General features: G+C 67.5%; 13 protein-coding genes. 8 read left to right on the top strand and 5 right to left on the bottom strand.

The annotated features are described in order from the left end of the window. Positions 1 to 3 precede the first annotated feature (3 nt). From ABD089_RS07430 to ABD089_RS07415, 4 genes are all read right to left on the bottom strand, one after another. A complete protein-coding gene (locus ABD089_RS07430) occupies positions 4 to 981 on the bottom strand; it encodes a TerC/Alx family metal homeostasis membrane protein (protein WP_343885655.1) in 978 nt (325 codons plus the stop codon). A gap of 213 nt (positions 982 to 1,194) precedes the next feature. Next, positions 1,195 to 1,923, bottom strand: coding sequence for an LppU/SCO3897 family protein (locus ABD089_RS07425; RefSeq protein ID WP_343885654.1), 729 nt, complete (start codon positions 1,921 to 1,923; stop codon positions 1,195 to 1,197). Positions 1,924 to 2,025: 102 nt separating this feature from the next. Further along, a complete protein-coding gene (locus tag ABD089_RS07420; protein WP_343885653.1) occupies positions 2,026 to 2,649 on the bottom strand; it encodes an MBL fold metallo-hydrolase in 624 nt (207 codons plus the stop codon). Between the two features lie 15 nt (positions 2,650 to 2,664). Then, the gene (locus ABD089_RS07415; protein WP_343885652.1) at positions 2,665 to 3,402 is read right to left on the bottom strand and encodes a maleylpyruvate isomerase family mycothiol-dependent enzyme; all 738 of its coding nucleotides are present in this window, start codon (positions 3,400 to 3,402) and stop codon (positions 2,665 to 2,667) included. A gap of 84 nt (positions 3,403 to 3,486) precedes the next feature. Between ABD089_RS07415 and uvrA the strand changes: the two genes are divergently transcribed. Then, positions 3,487 to 6,501 carry an excinuclease ABC subunit UvrA gene (gene uvrA, locus ABD089_RS07410; RefSeq protein WP_343885651.1) on the top strand — a complete coding sequence of 1,005 codons (3,015 nt, stop codon included), beginning with the start codon at positions 3,487 to 3,489 and terminating at the stop codon, positions 6,499 to 6,501. Positions 6,502 to 6,880: 379 nt separating this feature from the next. Here uvrA and ABD089_RS07405 read toward each other — a convergent pair whose 3' ends face one another. Continuing rightward, a complete protein-coding gene (locus ABD089_RS07405) occupies positions 6,881 to 7,279 on the bottom strand; it encodes a Rieske (2Fe-2S) protein (RefSeq protein ID WP_343885650.1) in 399 nt (132 codons plus the stop codon). Between the two features lie 417 nt (positions 7,280 to 7,696). Here ABD089_RS07405 and uvrC point away from each other — a divergent pair, with 417 nt between their 5' ends. The 7 genes from uvrC (at position 7,697) to tpiA (ending at position 15,999) form a co-directional block, all read left to right on the top strand. Then, positions 7,697 to 9,661 (top strand): excinuclease ABC subunit UvrC, encoded by a 1,965-nt coding sequence (gene uvrC, locus ABD089_RS07400; protein ID WP_343885649.1) that lies wholly within the window; start codon positions 7,697 to 7,699, stop codon positions 9,659 to 9,661. 53 nt (positions 9,662 to 9,714) lie between these two features. Beyond that, positions 9,715 to 10,596: an RNase adapter RapZ gene (gene rapZ, locus ABD089_RS07395; protein ID WP_343885648.1), complete on the top strand. Its 882-nt coding sequence runs from the start codon at positions 9,715 to 9,717 to the stop codon at positions 10,594 to 10,596. Further along, entirely contained in the window at positions 10,593 to 11,543 is a 951-nt protein-coding gene (locus ABD089_RS07390) for a gluconeogenesis factor YvcK family protein (RefSeq protein WP_343885647.1), read from the top strand. Before rapZ ends, ABD089_RS07390 begins: the two co-directional genes overlap by 4 nt. 157 nt (positions 11,544 to 11,700) lie before the next feature. Further along, on the top strand, positions 11,701 to 12,687 hold the full coding sequence (gene whiA / locus ABD089_RS07385) for a DNA-binding protein WhiA (RefSeq protein WP_343885646.1): 987 nt from the start codon (positions 11,701 to 11,703) through the stop codon (positions 12,685 to 12,687). A gap of 213 nt (positions 12,688 to 12,900) precedes the next feature. After that, complete coding sequence (gap, locus tag ABD089_RS07380) at positions 12,901 to 13,902, top strand: type I glyceraldehyde-3-phosphate dehydrogenase (RefSeq protein WP_343885645.1); 1,002 nt, start codon at positions 12,901 to 12,903, stop codon at positions 13,900 to 13,902. Between the two features lie 94 nt (positions 13,903 to 13,996). Continuing rightward, complete coding sequence (locus tag ABD089_RS07375; RefSeq protein WP_343885644.1) at positions 13,997 to 15,208, top strand: phosphoglycerate kinase; 1,212 nt, start codon at positions 13,997 to 13,999, stop codon at positions 15,206 to 15,208. Next, a complete protein-coding gene (tpiA, locus tag ABD089_RS07370) occupies positions 15,208 to 15,999 on the top strand; it encodes a triose-phosphate isomerase (RefSeq protein ID WP_343885643.1) in 792 nt (263 codons plus the stop codon). The genes ABD089_RS07375 and tpiA overlap by 1 nt, the downstream gene beginning before the upstream one ends. Positions 16,000 to 16,104 lie beyond the last annotated feature (105 nt).

The following is a 16,104-nucleotide window of genomic DNA, read 5'->3' as shown; positions in this document are numbered from 1 at the left end:
CCCCTAGTGCATGGTCTCGATCTCGTCCGCGGGCATGTTGCGGGTCTTGAGCAGGCTCGCCACCGTGGTGGTCAGCAGCGTGGTGATGATCACGCCGAGGCTCACCTCAATACCGATCTCCGCCCAGTCGCCCACCCAGTGGTAGTGATGCGCGGCGTGCAGCACGAGCTTCACGCCGATGAAGCCCAGGATGATCGACAGGCCGATCGGTAGGTAGACGAGCTTGTTCAGCAGCCCGCCGATGAGGAAGTACAGCTGCCGCAGGCCCATCAGGGCGAAGACATTCGCGGTGAAGACCAAGTACGCCTCATTGGTGAGGCCGTAGATCGCCGGAATGGAGTCGAGGGCGAACAACACGTCGGTGGAGCCGAGGGCGACGATCACCAGGAACATCGGGGTGAAGAAGCGCTTGCCATCGATCTTGATGGTGCTCTTGGCGCCCTGCCAGTCGTCGGTGAACGGGAGGGTTCGCTTGACCCAGCGGATCAGGAGGTTCTCGGTGGCCTCGTCGTCGTGGTCGTGTTCGAAGTAGTCCTTTACCAGGTCCAGCGCCGTGTAGAGCAGGTAGGCGCCGAAGAGGAAGAAGACCCAGGCGGCGGCCTCGATCATGGACTTGCCCAGTGCGATGAAGATGCCCCGGAACACCAGCGCCAGGATGATGCCGACGAGCAGGGCGAACTGCTGCAGCTGACGGGGCACCTTCATCTTGGTCATGATGATGATGAAGATGAACAGGTTGTCGAGGCTGAGGCTGTACTCGGTCAACCAGCCGGCGAAGAACTCCTTGCCGTACTGCGCTCCCGAGAAGTGGGTGACGCCGATGCCGAAGAAAATAGCCAGCGCAATGTAGATGCTGACGAAGATGGTGCATTCCTTCATCGACGGTTCGTGTGGTTTGCGTCCGATCACCAAGATGTCGAACAACAGCACGGCTGTCATCACCGCGATGGTGATGAGCCAGGTGTAGTAGTGCACGTTCATGTGCGGGGGGCACCTTTCGGACGGCAGTGGGCCAGAGGTCTTCTCCGCCCGTTCGTCCGTGACGACCGGGAGCGCGGCCGGGCTGTGAGAGCCGGGATGACGACCTGCGCGTTGTGGGAGTACTCCCCTCCGCAGAAGAGTTTCCCACGCAGGTCAAGATCCAGACGAATCGTCCAGCGGCTGCAGTCCCAGGGGAAGAGGTCCCGACGCGTGTCAGGAGGTGGACTCGGTGAAGCAGTAGGTCCGCTGCGGGCTGTTGCCGAACATGACCGCCTGCTCGCCCGTGGTGCAGCGATTGGCGTCGGCGTAGCCGTCCACTCGGGTGGCGACCTTCACGCGAGCCCTTGGGTCGTCACACGCGACGCGCGAGACCTGGTTGTTGGTGTCCGGAGCGTAACAGGAGCCCTGGACGAGGTTCTCCATCAGGCAGTAGGTACGGGTCACAGTGCCGTCCTCTGCGCGGTAGAGGAAGGGGGCGTAGGGGTCGGGGCAGCTGGCCTGCCCATTCACCCGGCTGACGATGGTGTAGGTGACCTGGTCAGCGGACTCGCACTCGGCGCGGGCCGTCGTCCACTGGTCGCCGCTCTTGGACAATGAGACGCAGGTACCCAGGTCCATGGCCGTCGTCTTGTCTTTGAAGGTGCGCCACACGCCCATCGAGCCGACCACCACGAGTGCTGTCATCACGGCGGCCAGGATCGCGGCGGTCAGTGTGCGGCCACGGGGCGCCGGGGTGGCCCTGGCCCGGTTGGGGACGTAGTTCGGCCCGGAATCCCAGTCGTCGGCCTGGTAGCCGCCCTGTTTCCACTGGACCGAGTCGTAGCCGCGCCCGAACTGGGCGGCCAGGGCGCCGATCTGCGCCGCGGTGGCGGCGGATCGCCCGGCCGCTTCGTCTGGGGCGCCGTCCTGCGGTGTCGCAGCCGGTGGGCTGTCGTTGTCCATGTCCCATACCTCCCTCGAGAGACGACCCGGGATCAGGCCGCCTGGCACCACCACCCTAGACGCTGGCTCGTCGGGGCAGGGATCACCGCCCGGGCAGGAGGCTCACCAGCCCCGGGCTCGCCATTCGGCCAGATGTGGCCGCTCGGCGCCGAGCCGGGTCGGGCTTCCGTGGCCGGGGTGGACCAGCGTGTCGTCCGGGAAGGCATCGAAGAGCTCGCGCGTCACGTCGTCCATCAGTGCCGTGAAGTCCTTCGAGGTGGACGTCTTGCCCACCCCACCGGGGAACAGGCAGTCGCCGGTGAACAGGTGGGTCGGGCCGGTGTCGGCGCGAACTGCGAGCGTGATCGAACCAGGGGTGTGGCCAACCAGACCGATCACGTCGATCCGTTGGGCACCGAGCATGATGTGGTCACCGGTCCACAGCCCGCGGCTCTGGATACCGGTGGCCTGCTCGATAGCCTCGGCGTCCGGGCTGCCGCACCAGGGGGTGGCACCGGTGCGGGCGACCATCTCGGCCAGTGCGCCGATGTGGTCGTGGTGGCGGTGGGTGGTGACGATGTCGCTCACGGCGCGGCCGTCGACCATCTCCACCAGTGACTCGGCGTCGTCCGCAGCGTCGATGAGCAGGGTGTGCCCGTTGTCATCGGTGAGCAGGTAGGCATTGTTCTTCAGCGCACCGACCACCACCTGGTGGCAGGTCAACCCATTGCCCAGCGTGAAACCCATCAAGGAATCCTCTCGTCACCAGGTTGGCAGTTCGACGTCGTCGGCGCCCTCGATCAGTTCAGCACCCGCGCGGCCCGTCAGCCAGCACAGCAGACGGGCATCGGTGCCACGCACGGTCGTGGGCCGCCCGGGGCCCCCGATGCGCGCATGCCAGCCGGAGTGGGAGCACACCTCGAGGGCGGGGAAGAGGTCGGAGTCGCCGATCAGCGAAAAGTTCCACTCAAGCAGCCAGCGCGCGATGTCACCGTCCACCATCTCGGCGGTGTAGCCGCAGTCCAGGTCGACATGGTGCAGCACGACCTCGTTCAACCGTGCCAAGGGCAACTGGCGCACGCTCACCCGCTGGCCGGGAGCCAGCTGGACCACCTCGTCGGGGTCGACGTCCTCGAGCTGGTCGAAGGCATGGGAGAGTTCGCCGGCGGAGGTGTCGAGGTCGATCTGCAGTTCCAGCGCCCCGCGCAGGGAACCGGCCTCCAGGTCGGCCACCTTCTCCGCCTCCGAGGGGTACATGCGCGTCGAGGTGTGGTTCAACAGGCCGGTCACGCTGCGGCGCAGGGCATCGGCATTGCGGGCGATGTGGGTCGCTACGTGCGCCCGGGTCCAGCCGGGGAGGCGTGAGGCCTCCTGCCAGTCCTGATCACCAATCGTGATGGTGTCCCCGAGCAGGCTCTGGGTGGCCTCCCGTTCGCGGCGTCGCAGCTGCGCCACGGAGACTTGATCAGGCAGCTCTGATGGCGTGCCGAGGTCACTCATGTGTCCAAACCTAACCAACCCCTCGGGGTGGGTGCGAGCGACGGTGCCCAAGTTTTGTCGGAGGGCCCCCCTATTCTTGCCAGCGTGAATGACCGACTCATCGTCCGCGGCGCCCGCGAGCACAACCTGCGCAATGTCTCCCTGGACCTGCCGCGCGATGCCCTGATCGTCTTCACCGGTCTGTCCGGCTCGGGAAAGTCCTCGCTCGCCTTCGACACCATCTTCGCCGAGGGGCAGCGGCGTTATGTCGAGTCGCTGTCGGCGTACGCGCGCCAGTTCCTGGGCCAGATGGACAAGCCGGATGTCGACTTCATCGAGGGCCTTTCGCCGGCGGTGTCGATCGACCAGAAGTCGACCTCGAAGAACCCGCGCTCGACCGTCGGCACCATCACCGAGGTCTACGACTACCTGCGTCTCATGTTCGCACGCATCGGCGTGCCGCACTGCCCCATCTGCGGGGAGGCCATCGGACGGCAGACCCCCCAACAGATCGTCGACCGGCTGATGGCGCTGCCCGAGGGGACGCGTTTCCAGGTGCTGGCGCCCGTCGTCCGCGGACGCAAGGGTGAGTACGTCGACCTCTTCCGCCAGCTCAGCCAGGACGGTTATTCACGCGTCCGGGTGGATGGTGAGGTCTTCCAGCTCGCCGAGGTCCCGGCCCTGGACAAGCAGAAGAAGCACGCGATCGATGTCGTCGTCGACCGGGTCGCGGTCAAGGCGACGGCGAAGCAGCGCATCACCGACTCGGTGGAGACCGCGCTGGGGCTCGCCCAGGGCGTGGTCGGGGTGGACTTCGTCGACCGCGCCGCCGACGACCCGGAGCGGGAGCGGCGCTACTCGGAGAAGATGGCCTGCCCCAACGAGCACGACATCTCGATCGAGGAGTTGGAGCCGCGACAGTTCTCCTTCAACGGGCCGTGGGGTGCCTGCCCCGCGTGCTCGGGGTTGGGCACCACCTTGGAAGTGGATCCAGAACTCGTCGTCCCTGACCGCTCCAAGAGCCTGTCCGAGGGTGCGATCGCGCCGTGGGCCAGCGCGCACGTCGCGGGGCACTACGAGCACGTCTTCGCGTCCATGGCCTCAGAGCACGGTTTCTCCACCCGCACTCCCTGGCGCGACCTGCCCGCTACGGTCCAGGGGCTGGTGCTCAACGGCGTCGACAACCCCGTATACGTCAGCTATCGGAACCGCTTCGGGCGCTCCCGGACCTTCACCCAGCGCTACGAGGGCGTGCTGCGCTACGTCCGTCGCCGCTATGACGAGGCCGAGACCGACTCCGCGCGCGACCGATGGGGTGGTTACCTGCGCGAGATCCCCTGTGGTGCCTGCCGGGGTGCGCGGCTGAAGCCCACCTCGTTGGCCGTGACGGTGGACGGTCGCAACATTGCCCAGCTTTCCGGTCTGTCGATCGGTGAACTGGCCGAGTTCCTGGGCGACATCCAGCTCTCCGACCGCGACCGCCAGATCGCCGAGCGACTGGTCAAGGAGATCAATGAGCGGTTGCGCTTCCTGCTGGACGTCGGCCTGGACTACCTTTCGCTGTCCCGCGCCGCCGGGACGTTGTCCGGTGGGGAGGCGCAGCGCATCCGGCTGGCGACGCAGATCGGCTCCGGTCTGGTGGGCGTGCTCTACGTGCTGGACGAGCCGTCCATCGGCCTGCACCAGCGGGACAACCACCGCCTGATCCAGACCCTGGAGCGGCTGCGGGACCTCGGCAACACCCTGATCGTGGTCGAGCACGACGAAGACACCATCCGGGTGGCCGACTGGGCGGTCGACATCGGCCCGGGCGCGGGGGAGCACGGCGGCCACGTCGTCGTCTCCGGCCCGGTCAGCGAGTTGTTGGCCAGTCCCTCGTCGTTGACCGGTGCCTACCTGTCCGGCCGCCGCGAGATCCCGCTGCCCGCGGTACGTCGTCCGGGCAATGGGCAGGCGCTGACGGTGCACGGTGCCCGGGAGAACAATCTGCGCAATGTGGACGTCAGCTTCCCGCTGGGCACGCTGACCGCGGTGACGGGCGTCTCCGGATCGGGCAAGTCGTCACTGGTCAACGGCATCCTCTACACCTCCTTGGCCAAGCAGATCTACTCGGCCAAGGCCGTCCCCGGGCGCCATGACTCGATCACGGGTGTGCAGAACATCGACAAGGTGATCCACGTCGACCAGTCGCCGATCGGGCGCACCCCACGCTCGAACCCGGCCACCTACACGGGCGTCTTCGACAAGATCCGGACGCTCTTCGCGCAGACCCCCGAGGCGAAGGTGCGCGGCTACCAGCCGGGCCGCTTCTCCTTCAACGTGAAGGGCGGACGCTGCGAGAACTGCATGGGCGACGGCACGATCAAGATCGAGATGAACTTCCTCCCTGACGTGTTCGTGCCGTGCGAGGTCTGCCACGGGGCTCGCTACAACCGCGAGACCCTTGAGGTGCACTACAAGGGCAAGTCGATCAGCGAGGTGCTGGACATGCCGATCGAGGAGGGCGCGGAGTTCTTCGCCGCCATCGGCTCAATCTCGCGGCACCTGGAGACCTTGGTCGAGGTCGGCCTCGGCTATGTCCGGCTCGGGCAGCCGGCCACGACACTGTCCGGCGGTGAAGCACAGCGCGTGAAGCTGGCAGCCGAACTGCAGAAGCGCTCCACCGGTCGGACCCTGTACGTGCTCGACGAACCCACCACCGGCCTGCACTTCGAGGACATCCGCAGGTTGCTGCAGGTGCTTGGCAAGCTCGTCGACCAAGGCAACACGGTCGTCGTGATCGAGCACAACCTGGACGTGATCAAGACCGCCGACCACGTGATCGACATGGGTCCCGAGGGCGGCTCCCGCGGTGGCGCGGTACTCGTGGTGGGAACGCCCGAGGAGGTCGCGGTGCACCCCGCCAGCCACACGGGCACCTTCCTCGCGCCGATGCTCAAGGGACGGGAGGTGCCGATGGGACAGGCAGCCTTGGTCGGGGAGACTCCGGCGCCGATCAAGAAGACAACCGCGAGCAAGAAGAAAACCGCGAGCAAGACGACAGCCAAGAAGGCAACCGCGAGCAGGACGACAGCCAAGAAGGCGACAGCCAGGAAGAGCGCGCCAGCCACTCCTTCGTGAGGGGGCCGCGCCTCAGGCACGCCTCGGTCAAGACCTCGTGCAGGCCGTCGGGATCCGCCTCGCCGAGCCGGTGCCGGCACACCCGTACGAGGGGATGTCGGTCGAAAATGGGCGGTGCTGCACAAGGCGAACCAAGGTCCGGGGCCAGGGGCTGGTGGGCTTCCTCCAGCGCCCAGCGGCAGATGACGTCGTCCAGGCGCTGTCGCTGTCGTCCAGCGCGTTGGGGCGCGGTCTCATGCAAGCAGGTGGTCTTCTTCCCGGCCCCCTGGACCGGGTGCGCCAGGCCCGTCCTCGCGCATGAGGCCGAGCAGGGCTAGTGCCAGCGCGTTGATGTCTTCGACGTTCGTCGCGCGGTGACCGCCCATTGCGGTCGTGAGGTTCAGGCCGTGATGTTGACGGTGTCGCCGCTCAGCGTCGCATTCGCAGCACCCAGCGGCGCCTTCGCGGGGCCGCTGAGGTAGGAGCCGTCGGCGATCGAGAAGCGTGAGTCGTGGCAGGTACAGATGATCTCAGCCTCCTGAACCTTCTGGACGGCGCAGCCGGCGTGCGGGCAGGTGCGCACGAAGGCGCAGAACTTTCCCTGGGTGGGCTGGGTCACGACGTAGTTGGTGCCTTCGAGCACCTTGCCGCTGCCGAGGGGAATGTCGGCCGCGGCCACGGAGGTGGCGCCACCGCTGATCTTCTCCGGCGAGGAGCAGCCGGCCACCGAAGCCGCACCGATCCCGGCAGCAGCCAGGCCGCCGGTCTTGAGCAGGGTACGTCGGGAAGCGGGGGTCATGGTGAGGTCCTCTCGGTGATGCGTCTGGCCCCACCCTAACGCCCGTATGGCAACCCGCCGCAGGGGCATCCGAGCTACTCGGGGATCGCCACAGGGTCCACATGGGCCACACATGGCCAGGGCGGCTGGGGTGCGGAACAGCACCTCGAGAACGGGACAACCTCGGAGCTCCTTTCCCGGCTGCCCAGCATGCATGACGTGCCCACGCCGCCCCGGCTCCGCTGGCCCGCCAGTCGCAACCAACACCACAGCCCCAGAACTTTTGGGCCCAGAGCTTTCGGGCCCAGAACTTTCAGCACGGCCAACGGGGCGGTCCCGGCGGCGGTCAGCACGGTCCCGGTGGCGGGGGGACCGCACCGCTGGGAGGCGAGTTCGCGGTGATGGGCAGTGTCGGAGGCCGCCCCTAGACTCGCAACCATGGCCGACCCCTCCACCTATCGCCCGAAACCGGGGACGATCCCGACCGATCCGGGGGTCTACCGCTTCAGTGACGCGCACGACCAGGTCATCTACGTCGGCAAGGCCAAGAACCTGCGCCAGCGGCTCAACTCCTACTTTGCCGACCCGGCCGGGTTGCACTTCCGCACCCAGACGATGGTGCGAACCGCTGCGAAGGTCGAGTGGACCGTGGTGCAGAACGAGCTGGAGAGCCTGCAGCTCGAGTACACGTGGATCCAGCAGTACGACCCTCGATTCAACGTGAAGTACCGCGACGACAAGTCCTACCCCTGGCTCTGCCTCACCTGGAGCGAGGAGTATCCGCGGGTCTTCGTCGGTCGCGGCGCGAAGCGCAAGGGCTGGCGCTACTACGGCCCCTTCGGTCAGGCGTGGGCGATCCGCGAGACCGTGGACGCGCTGTTGCACGTCTTCCCGATGCGCTCGTGCAGCACGGGGGTTTTCAACAACGCGCGCTCGGCCGGTCGTCCCTGCCTGCTGGGCTACATCGGCAAGTGTTCCGCGCCGTGCGTCGGCCGGATCACCCCCGAGGCGCACCGCGAGATCGTCTCGGACTTTGCCTCCTTCATGGCAGGTCAGACGGGGCAGCTGACCCGCAAGGTCGAGCGGCAGATGAAGACGGCCAGCGAACAGATGGAGTTCGAGAAGGCCGCCGTCTACCGCGACCAGCTCGTCGCGCTGCGGCAGGCCACGGAGAAGAATGCGATCGTGCTGGACGACGGCACGGACGCCGACGTCGTCGCCCTGGTGGAGGACCCGCTCGAGGTCGCGGTGCACATCTTCCACGTCCGCGGTGGACGGGTGCGCGGCGAGCGCGGGTGGGTCGCCGACCGGGCCGACGACGCCCCCACCGAGGAACTCGTCGAACAGTTCCTGCTGCAGATCTACGGTTCGGAGCCTGACACCGAGAATGCCCGCATCCCGCGCGAGGTGCTGGTGCCGGTGATGCCCTCATCCGGACCCGTGCTCGAGGAATTGTTGGCCGAACAGCGCGGCGCGCGGGTGCACATCCGCGTCCCCCAGCGAGGTGACAAGAAGACCCTGCTCGACACCGTGACCAGGAATGCGTCCGAGGCGTTGCAGCAGCACAGGATAAAACGTGCGAGCGACTTGTCGACACGCAATCGGGCATTGGAGGAGATCCGCGACGCACTCGCCCTGCCGATGGCGCCACTGCGCATCGAGTGCTACGACATCTCGCACCTGCAGGGAACCGAGGTGGTCGGCTCGATGGTCGTCTTCGAGGACGGCCTGCCGCGCAAGAGCGAGTATCGGCGGTTCGTGATCCGTTCCTTCGAGGGCAGCGACGACCTGCGCGCCATGAATGAGGTGTTGACCCGCCGCTTCCGCCGGCTGCTGGACGATCGTGCGTCGATGGTCGAGGGTGAGGACGGGCCGATGCTCATCGATCCGACCACGGGGGCGCCGCGGAAGTTCGCCTATGCCCCTGCCCTGGTGGTGGTCGACGGTGGCCAGCCACAGGTGGCCGCCGCCGCGCAGGTGCTCACCGAGCTGGGGCTGGCGGACGAGGTCGCGCTGGTCGGCCTGGCGAAGCGTCTGGAGGAGGTGTGGCTGCCTGACGAGGAGTATCCGGTGATCCTCCCACGCACCTCCGAGGGCTTGTACCTGCTGCAGCGGCTGCGGGACGAGGCGCACCGCTTCGCGATCAGCCACCATCGTGGCCGGCGCTCGCGGGCGATGGTCGAGTCGGTGCTCGACGGTGTCCCCGGTTTGGGGGAGACCCGCCGCAAGGCCCTGCTCAAGCACTTCGGCAGCCTCAAGAAGCTGCGCGCCGCCACAGCCGAGGACATCGCCCAGGTGCCCGGCTTCGGCCCCAAGCTGGCCGATGCCATCGTGACGACGCTGGCCTCTCAGGCGCCGGGTGAGGCGATCAACATGACCACCGGTGAAGTGATCGAGGGCTGAGCAGGTTCACGGGTCTGACCCCGCCCCTTCGGGGCTCGGCCATAATGGGCGGCGTGACCACTACGAGCACTCCGGCTGCCGAACCCATTCGCCTGGTGATCATCACCGGGCTGTCGGGTGCCGGCCGGCGCACCGCCGCCCACGTGATGGAGGACCTCGGCTGGTACGTCGTCGACAACCTGCCCCCGGTGATGCTGCCCGGCCTGATCCGGTTGTGCCGGTCACACGAGTTCGACCGCGTCGCAGTCGTCCTGGACGTGCGCACTCGCGAGATGTTCGAACAGCTGGGCCAGGTCTTCGAGCAGGTGCAGGCCGAGGGCATCGACCCCGAGGTGCTCTACCTCGAGGCCGATGACGCCGTCATCGTGAAGCGGCAGGAATCCACCAGACGCCCGCTGCCGCTGCAGTTCGACGGACGACTGCTCGATGGCGTCGACCGGGAGCGCCGGATGCTCTCGACCCTGCGTGCCGCCGCCGACATCGTGATCGACACCACCAACATCAACGTCCACCAGCTCTCCAGCAGGGTGGCCGACGCCTACGGCGGTGACCTCGGACGCCAACTTCGCGTCACTGCGATGAGCTTCGGCTTCAAGAACGGCATCCCGCTGGACGCCGACCTGGTGCTGGACGTGCGTTTCCTGCCGAACCCGCACTGGGTTCCCGAGCTGCGTCCCCAGACCGGGCTCTCGGAGGCCGTGTCCGGCTACGTCCTGGGCCAGGACGCGGCAACTCCCTTCCTCGACCAGCTGGAGCGCCTGTTCGAGATCATTCGTCCGGGTTACCTTCGCGAGGGCAAGCGCCAGGTCACGGTCGCCATCGGCTGCACGGGTGGCAAGCACCGCTCGACCGCGATGACCGAGGAATTCGCCCGACGGCTCCGCGAACGCGATATCCCGGTCTCGGTCATGCACCGAGACCTGGGGAAGGAGTGACGCCGGTTCGCCGATTGCCCGCCGTCTCCGCTCTGGGTGGTGGCCATGGGTTGTCGGCCTCCCTGTCCGCGCTGCGTCGGATCACCGACCAGTTGACGGCGGTCGTCACGGTCGCCGACGATGGCGGCTCATCCGGACGGTTGCGCGCCGAGCTGGACTGCCTGCCGCCGGGGGACCTGCGGATGGCATTGGCCGCCCTCTGCGAGGACGACCACGCCGGACGCCTGTGGGCCGATGTGTTGCAGTCCCGGTTCGGGGGGGACGGCGCGCTCGCCGGCCACGCCGTCGGGAACCTGCTGATCGCCGGTCTGTGGCAAAACCTGGGCGACGCGGTGGCCGGTCTGGACCTGGTGGGGGAGTTGCTGCGTACCCGCGGTCGGGTGCTGCCGATGTCCCTGGTTCCGCTGACCATCGAGGCGGACGTGGTGGGCCTCGACCCGCTGCGGCCAGACGAGGTCTGCACCCTGGTCGGACAGGCCACCGTCGCCAAGACTCGGGCCGCGGTGCAGGCGATCCGATTGGTGCCGGACCAGCCGCCCGCCTGCCCGGACGCGGTGCAGGCGATCCACGATTCTGACTTCATCGTGCTCGGCCCCGGTTCCTGGTTCACCTCCCTGCTGCCCCACCTGCTGGTGCCGCAGTTGGCTGCGGCCATCCAGGAGAGCCGAGCCCGCCGAATCCTCACGCTGAACATCGCACCTTCCGACGAGACCGACGGCTTCAGCCCGTCCAAGCACATCGAGATCCTGGCAGACCACGCCCCCGAGCTGCGTTTCGACCACGTCATCGTCGATTCGCACTTCGCCGCCACCGACCAGCACCTGGGCGCCCACGCCAGCGCGATCGGCGCCGAACTGGTCATTGCCGACGTGGCCGACCGGGATGGCTCGCCGCGCCATGACCCCCTCCGGCTGGCGGCGGTGTACTCCGACCTGATGGGGGCATGATGCGCTCCTGCGCCGAGCTGTGCAGCCACCCCTTCGGGGCCACCCATGCTCCCCGGGCGTGGTTGAATGCTCCGGTCACCCCCATGGGTGACGGTGAAGGACGTCTCGGGGGAGTCGGAACGGCGCGGGCAGTCGAAGCAGTACGGAAGGACATCCCATGGCGATGACCCAGCAGGTGAAGGCAGAACTGGCCACCGTGAAAGTGGTCAGGCCCTGCTGCCGCGTCGCCGAGGTGGCCAGCATGCTGCGCTTCGCCGGCGGCATCCACATCGTCAGCGGGCGGATCGTGATCGAGGCCGAGCTCGACACTGGCGCGGCAGCCCGACGCCTGCGCACCGCCATCCAGGAGACCTATGGATACACCTGCGACCTGATCATGGTGAACGGTTCCGGCTTGCGACGCGGGACGCGTTACATCCTGCGGCTGGTGGCCGACGGTGAGGCGCTGGCCCGCCAGACCGGCCTGCTTGACGGCCACGGTCGACCGGTGCGCGGCCTCCCTGCGAGCATCGTCGGGGGCGGCTCCTGCTGCCAGGTCGCCGCCTGGCGGGGCGCCTTCCTCTCCCGGGGCTCGCTCACCGAACCCGGACGCTCGATGGCCCTGGAGGTCACCTGCCCCGGTTCGGAGGCCGCACTGGCACTGGTTGGCGCCGCACGGCGATTGCAGGTTCCCGCGAAGGCTCGCGAGGTGCGCAATGTCGACCGCGTGGTGATCCGGGACGGGGACGCGATCGCGGCCATGCTGACCCGGCTGGGTGCCCACGAGTCCCTGATGGCCTGGGAGGAGCGTCGGATGCGCCGCGAGGTGCGCGCCTCAGCCAACAGGCTGGCCAACTTCGACGACGCCAACCTGCGACGCTCGGCCCGGGCTGCCGTCGCTGCCGGTGCTCGCGTCGAACGTGCGCTGGAGATCCTCGGGGATGACGTGCCTGACCACCTGCGCGCCGCGGGGACGCTGCGTCTGGAACACAAGAACTCCTCGCTGGAGGAGTTGGGCCAGCTGCACAATCCGCCACTGACCAAGGACGCCGTGGCCGGACGGATCCGCCGGTTGCTGGCCACCGCCGACAAGGCCGCCCTCGACCGGGGAATCCCGGGCACCGAGGCGGGCCTCCCGAACGGTTCCCTGGACGATCGGGGCTGACCGGCACAGGTGAAGATTGGGTGAACTGGTCTGGTCCGTTCGTCCCAGCAACACCGCCCGCCCACCACTGACCAGCGCTTTTGCCCACGCTCCCGCCCCGGATGCCGAGAGGCTCGGCGCTGCGCCCACGAATAGCGACCCCCAGCCCCCAAGTTCGGAGCCATTCGCTAGGGTGGAAGCCGTCCGAACAAAGTCTCTGAAGGAGATATCCGCATGACCGTCAAGGTTGGCATCAACGGCTTCGGCCGCATCGGCCGCAACTACTTCCGCGCGCTGCAGGAGCAGGGCGCCGACCTCGAGGTGGTGGCCGTCAACGACCTCACCGACACGAAGACCCTGGCGCACCTGCTGAAGTACGACTCGATCATGGGCCGTTTCGCTGGCGAGGTTGTCGCGGGCGAGGGCACCATCACGGTCGACGGCAAGGAGATCAAGGTCTTCGCAGAGCGCGACCCCAAGAACATCAACTGGACCGAGGTTGGCGCTGAGATCGTCATCGAGTCCACCGGTTTCTTCACCGACGGCGAGTCCGCCAAGGCGCACATCGAGGCCGGCGCCAAGAAGGTCATCATCTCGGCTCCCGCCAAGAACGTCGACGGCACCTTCGTGATGGGTGTCAACGACAAGGACTACACGAACGACATGACCATCGTGTCGAACGCGTCCTGCACCACCAACTGCCTGGCCCCCCTGGCCAAGGTGCTGAACGACAAGTTCGGCATCGAGCGCGGCATCATGACCACCATCCACAGCTACACCGGTGACCAGCGCCTGCTCGACGCGCCGCACAGCGACCTGCGTCGCGCCCGTGCCGCCGCGCTGAACATGATCCCGACCAAGACCGGCGCCGCCCAGGCCGTCGCACTGGTCATCCCCGAGCTCAAGGGCAAGTTCGACGGGCTCGCCGTTCGCGTTCCCACGCCCACCGGTTCGCTGACCGACCTCACCTTCATCGCCTCGAAGGAGGTCACCGTCGACGAGGTGAAGGCCGCCGTCAAGGAGGCCGCCGAGGGCGAGCTCAAGGGTGTCCTGAAGTACACCGAGGATCCGATCGTCTCGACCGACATCGTGGGCGACCCGCACACGAGCATCTTCGATGCCAACGAGACCAAGGTCATCGGCAACCTGGTGAAGGTCCTGTCCTGGTACGACAACGAGTGGGGCTACTCCAACGCGCTCGTCCGCCTCTCGGCCCTGGTCGCCGAGAAGCTCTGACCCGATCTCCCGATCAAACCGCTGACGGGGTGGGACGCTCCGGCGTCCCACCCCGTTTGCACATCCGCACCCGTTTCCAATGAAAGGGATTGACGTGAAGTCGATCAACGACCTGGGCGACCTGAAGGGCAAGCGTGTTCTCATCCGCTGCGACTTCAATGTTCCGCTCGACGGCACCACCATCACCGACGACGGCCGCATCAAGGCCGCACTGCCCACCCTGACCCAGCTCCGCGATGCCGGCGCCAAGGTCGTCATCATGGCTCACCTCGGACGTCCGAAGGGCGAGGTCAACCCCAAGTACTCCCTGGCCCCGGTCGCCAAGCGTCTCGGCGAGCTGATCGGCACCGAGGTCAAGCTGGCCGACGATGTCGTCGGCGAGTCCGCGCACGCGCTGGTGGACGCCATGACCGACGGCGACGTCGTGCTGGTGGAGAACGTCCGCTACGAGCCCGCCGAGGAGAGCAAGGACGAGGCCCAGCGCCAAGAGCTGGCCGCCAAGTACGCCGAGCTCGGCGACGTCTTCGTGTCCGACGGCTTCGGCGTCGTGCACCGCAAGCAGGCGTCGGTCTATGACGTCGCGAAGCTGCTGCCCAGCGCTGGTGGCCTGCTGGTGAAGAAGGAGGGTGACGTCTTCTCCAAGGTGCTGTCCGATCCCGACCGTCCGCTGGTGGTCGTGCTGGGTGGCGCGAAGGTGGCCGACAAGCTGGCCGTCATCGACAACCTGCTGAAGATCGCCGACACCGTCATCGTCGGCGGCGGCATGGCCTACACCTTCCTCAAGGCGCAGGGCCACGAGATCGGCACCTCGCTGTTCGACGAGGCCTCGCTGGACGCCTGCACCGGTTACATCGAGCAGGCGAAGGCGGCGGGCAAGAAGCTCGTGCTGCCGATCGACGTCCGCATCGCCTCCGGAATGGACTTTGGCGCCCGCACCGTCGACGGACCGGTCGAGGTCGTCAAGGCCGACGCCATTCCCGCCGACAAGATGGGCTTGGACATCGGCCCCGAGACCGAGAAGCTCTTCGCCGACGAGATCAAGGCCGGCAAGACCGTCGTCTGGAACGGCCCGATGGGCGTGTTCGAGATCAAGGAACTCGCCAACGGCACCGCCGCTGTCGCCAAGGCCCTCACCGAGGTCGAGGGCCTGAGCGTCGTGGGTGGTGGCGACTCCGCCGCCGCCGTGCGTGAGCTCGGCCACGCCGACGAGGAATTCGGCCACATCTCCACCGGTGGCGGCGCATCGCTGGAGTACCTCGAGGGCAAGGAACTGCCCGGCCTGACCGTACTGGAAGGAAACAACTGATGACCCGCAAGCCGCTCATGGCCGGCAACTGGAAGATGAACATGGACCACGTCGAGGCTGCTGGACTCGTCCAGAAGCTCGCGTGGACGCTGAAGGACAAGGGCTACGACCCCGAGCAGTCCGAGGCCGCCGTGCTCGTCCCCTTCACCGACATCCGCACCGTCCAGACCCTGATCGAGGGCGATCGCCTGCCGCTGGCCTACGGCGCCCAGGACATCTCGACCCAGGACAAGGGTGCCTACACCGGCGAGGTGTCGGGTGCGATGCTGTCGAAGCTCGCGTGCAAGTACGTGGCCGTCGGCCACTCCGAGCGTCGCCAGTACCATGGTGAGACCGACGAGGTCGTCAACACGAAGGCCAAGAAGGCCATCGAGTACGGCATCACCCCGATCATCTGCGTGGGCGAGGGGCTGGACATCCGCAAGGCGGGCAACCAGGTCACCTACACCCTCGACCAGGTCAAGGGAGCCCTCGCGGGCATCGACGCCGCCCAGGTCGCCGACCTCGTGATCGCCTACGAGCCCGTTTGGGCCATCGGCACCGGCGAGGTGGCGACCCCCGAGGACGCGCAGGAGGTGTGCGGCGCGATCCGCCAGTGCATCGGCGAGCTGTACGACGCCCCCACCGCCGAGGCCGTGCGCATCCAGTACGGCGGCTCGGTCAAGGCCGCGAACGTCGGCGAGCTGATGGCCAAGCCGGACGTCGACGGCGCACTCGTCGGTGGCGCCAGCCTCGACCCGGAGGAGTTCGCGGGCATCGTCCGCTTCTACGCGCTCCCGCAGGTCGGCTGATCGTCGCCCTGCAACCACCAACAGGGCGCCACCCCCAGTGGGTGGCGCCCTGTTGCGTTGGGCAGGAGGGGGAGGGATTGCCCCACGGCTGGGCTGCGTCGGGGT

The organism is Luteococcus sanguinis, from assembly GCF_039527675.1.
In the GTDB taxonomy this organism is placed as follows: domain Bacteria; phylum Actinomycetota; class Actinomycetes; order Propionibacteriales; family Propionibacteriaceae; genus Luteococcus; species Luteococcus sanguinis.
The sequence above is the reverse complement of the archived record's forward strand: the minus strand, read 5'-3'. Positions and strand labels throughout refer to the sequence as shown.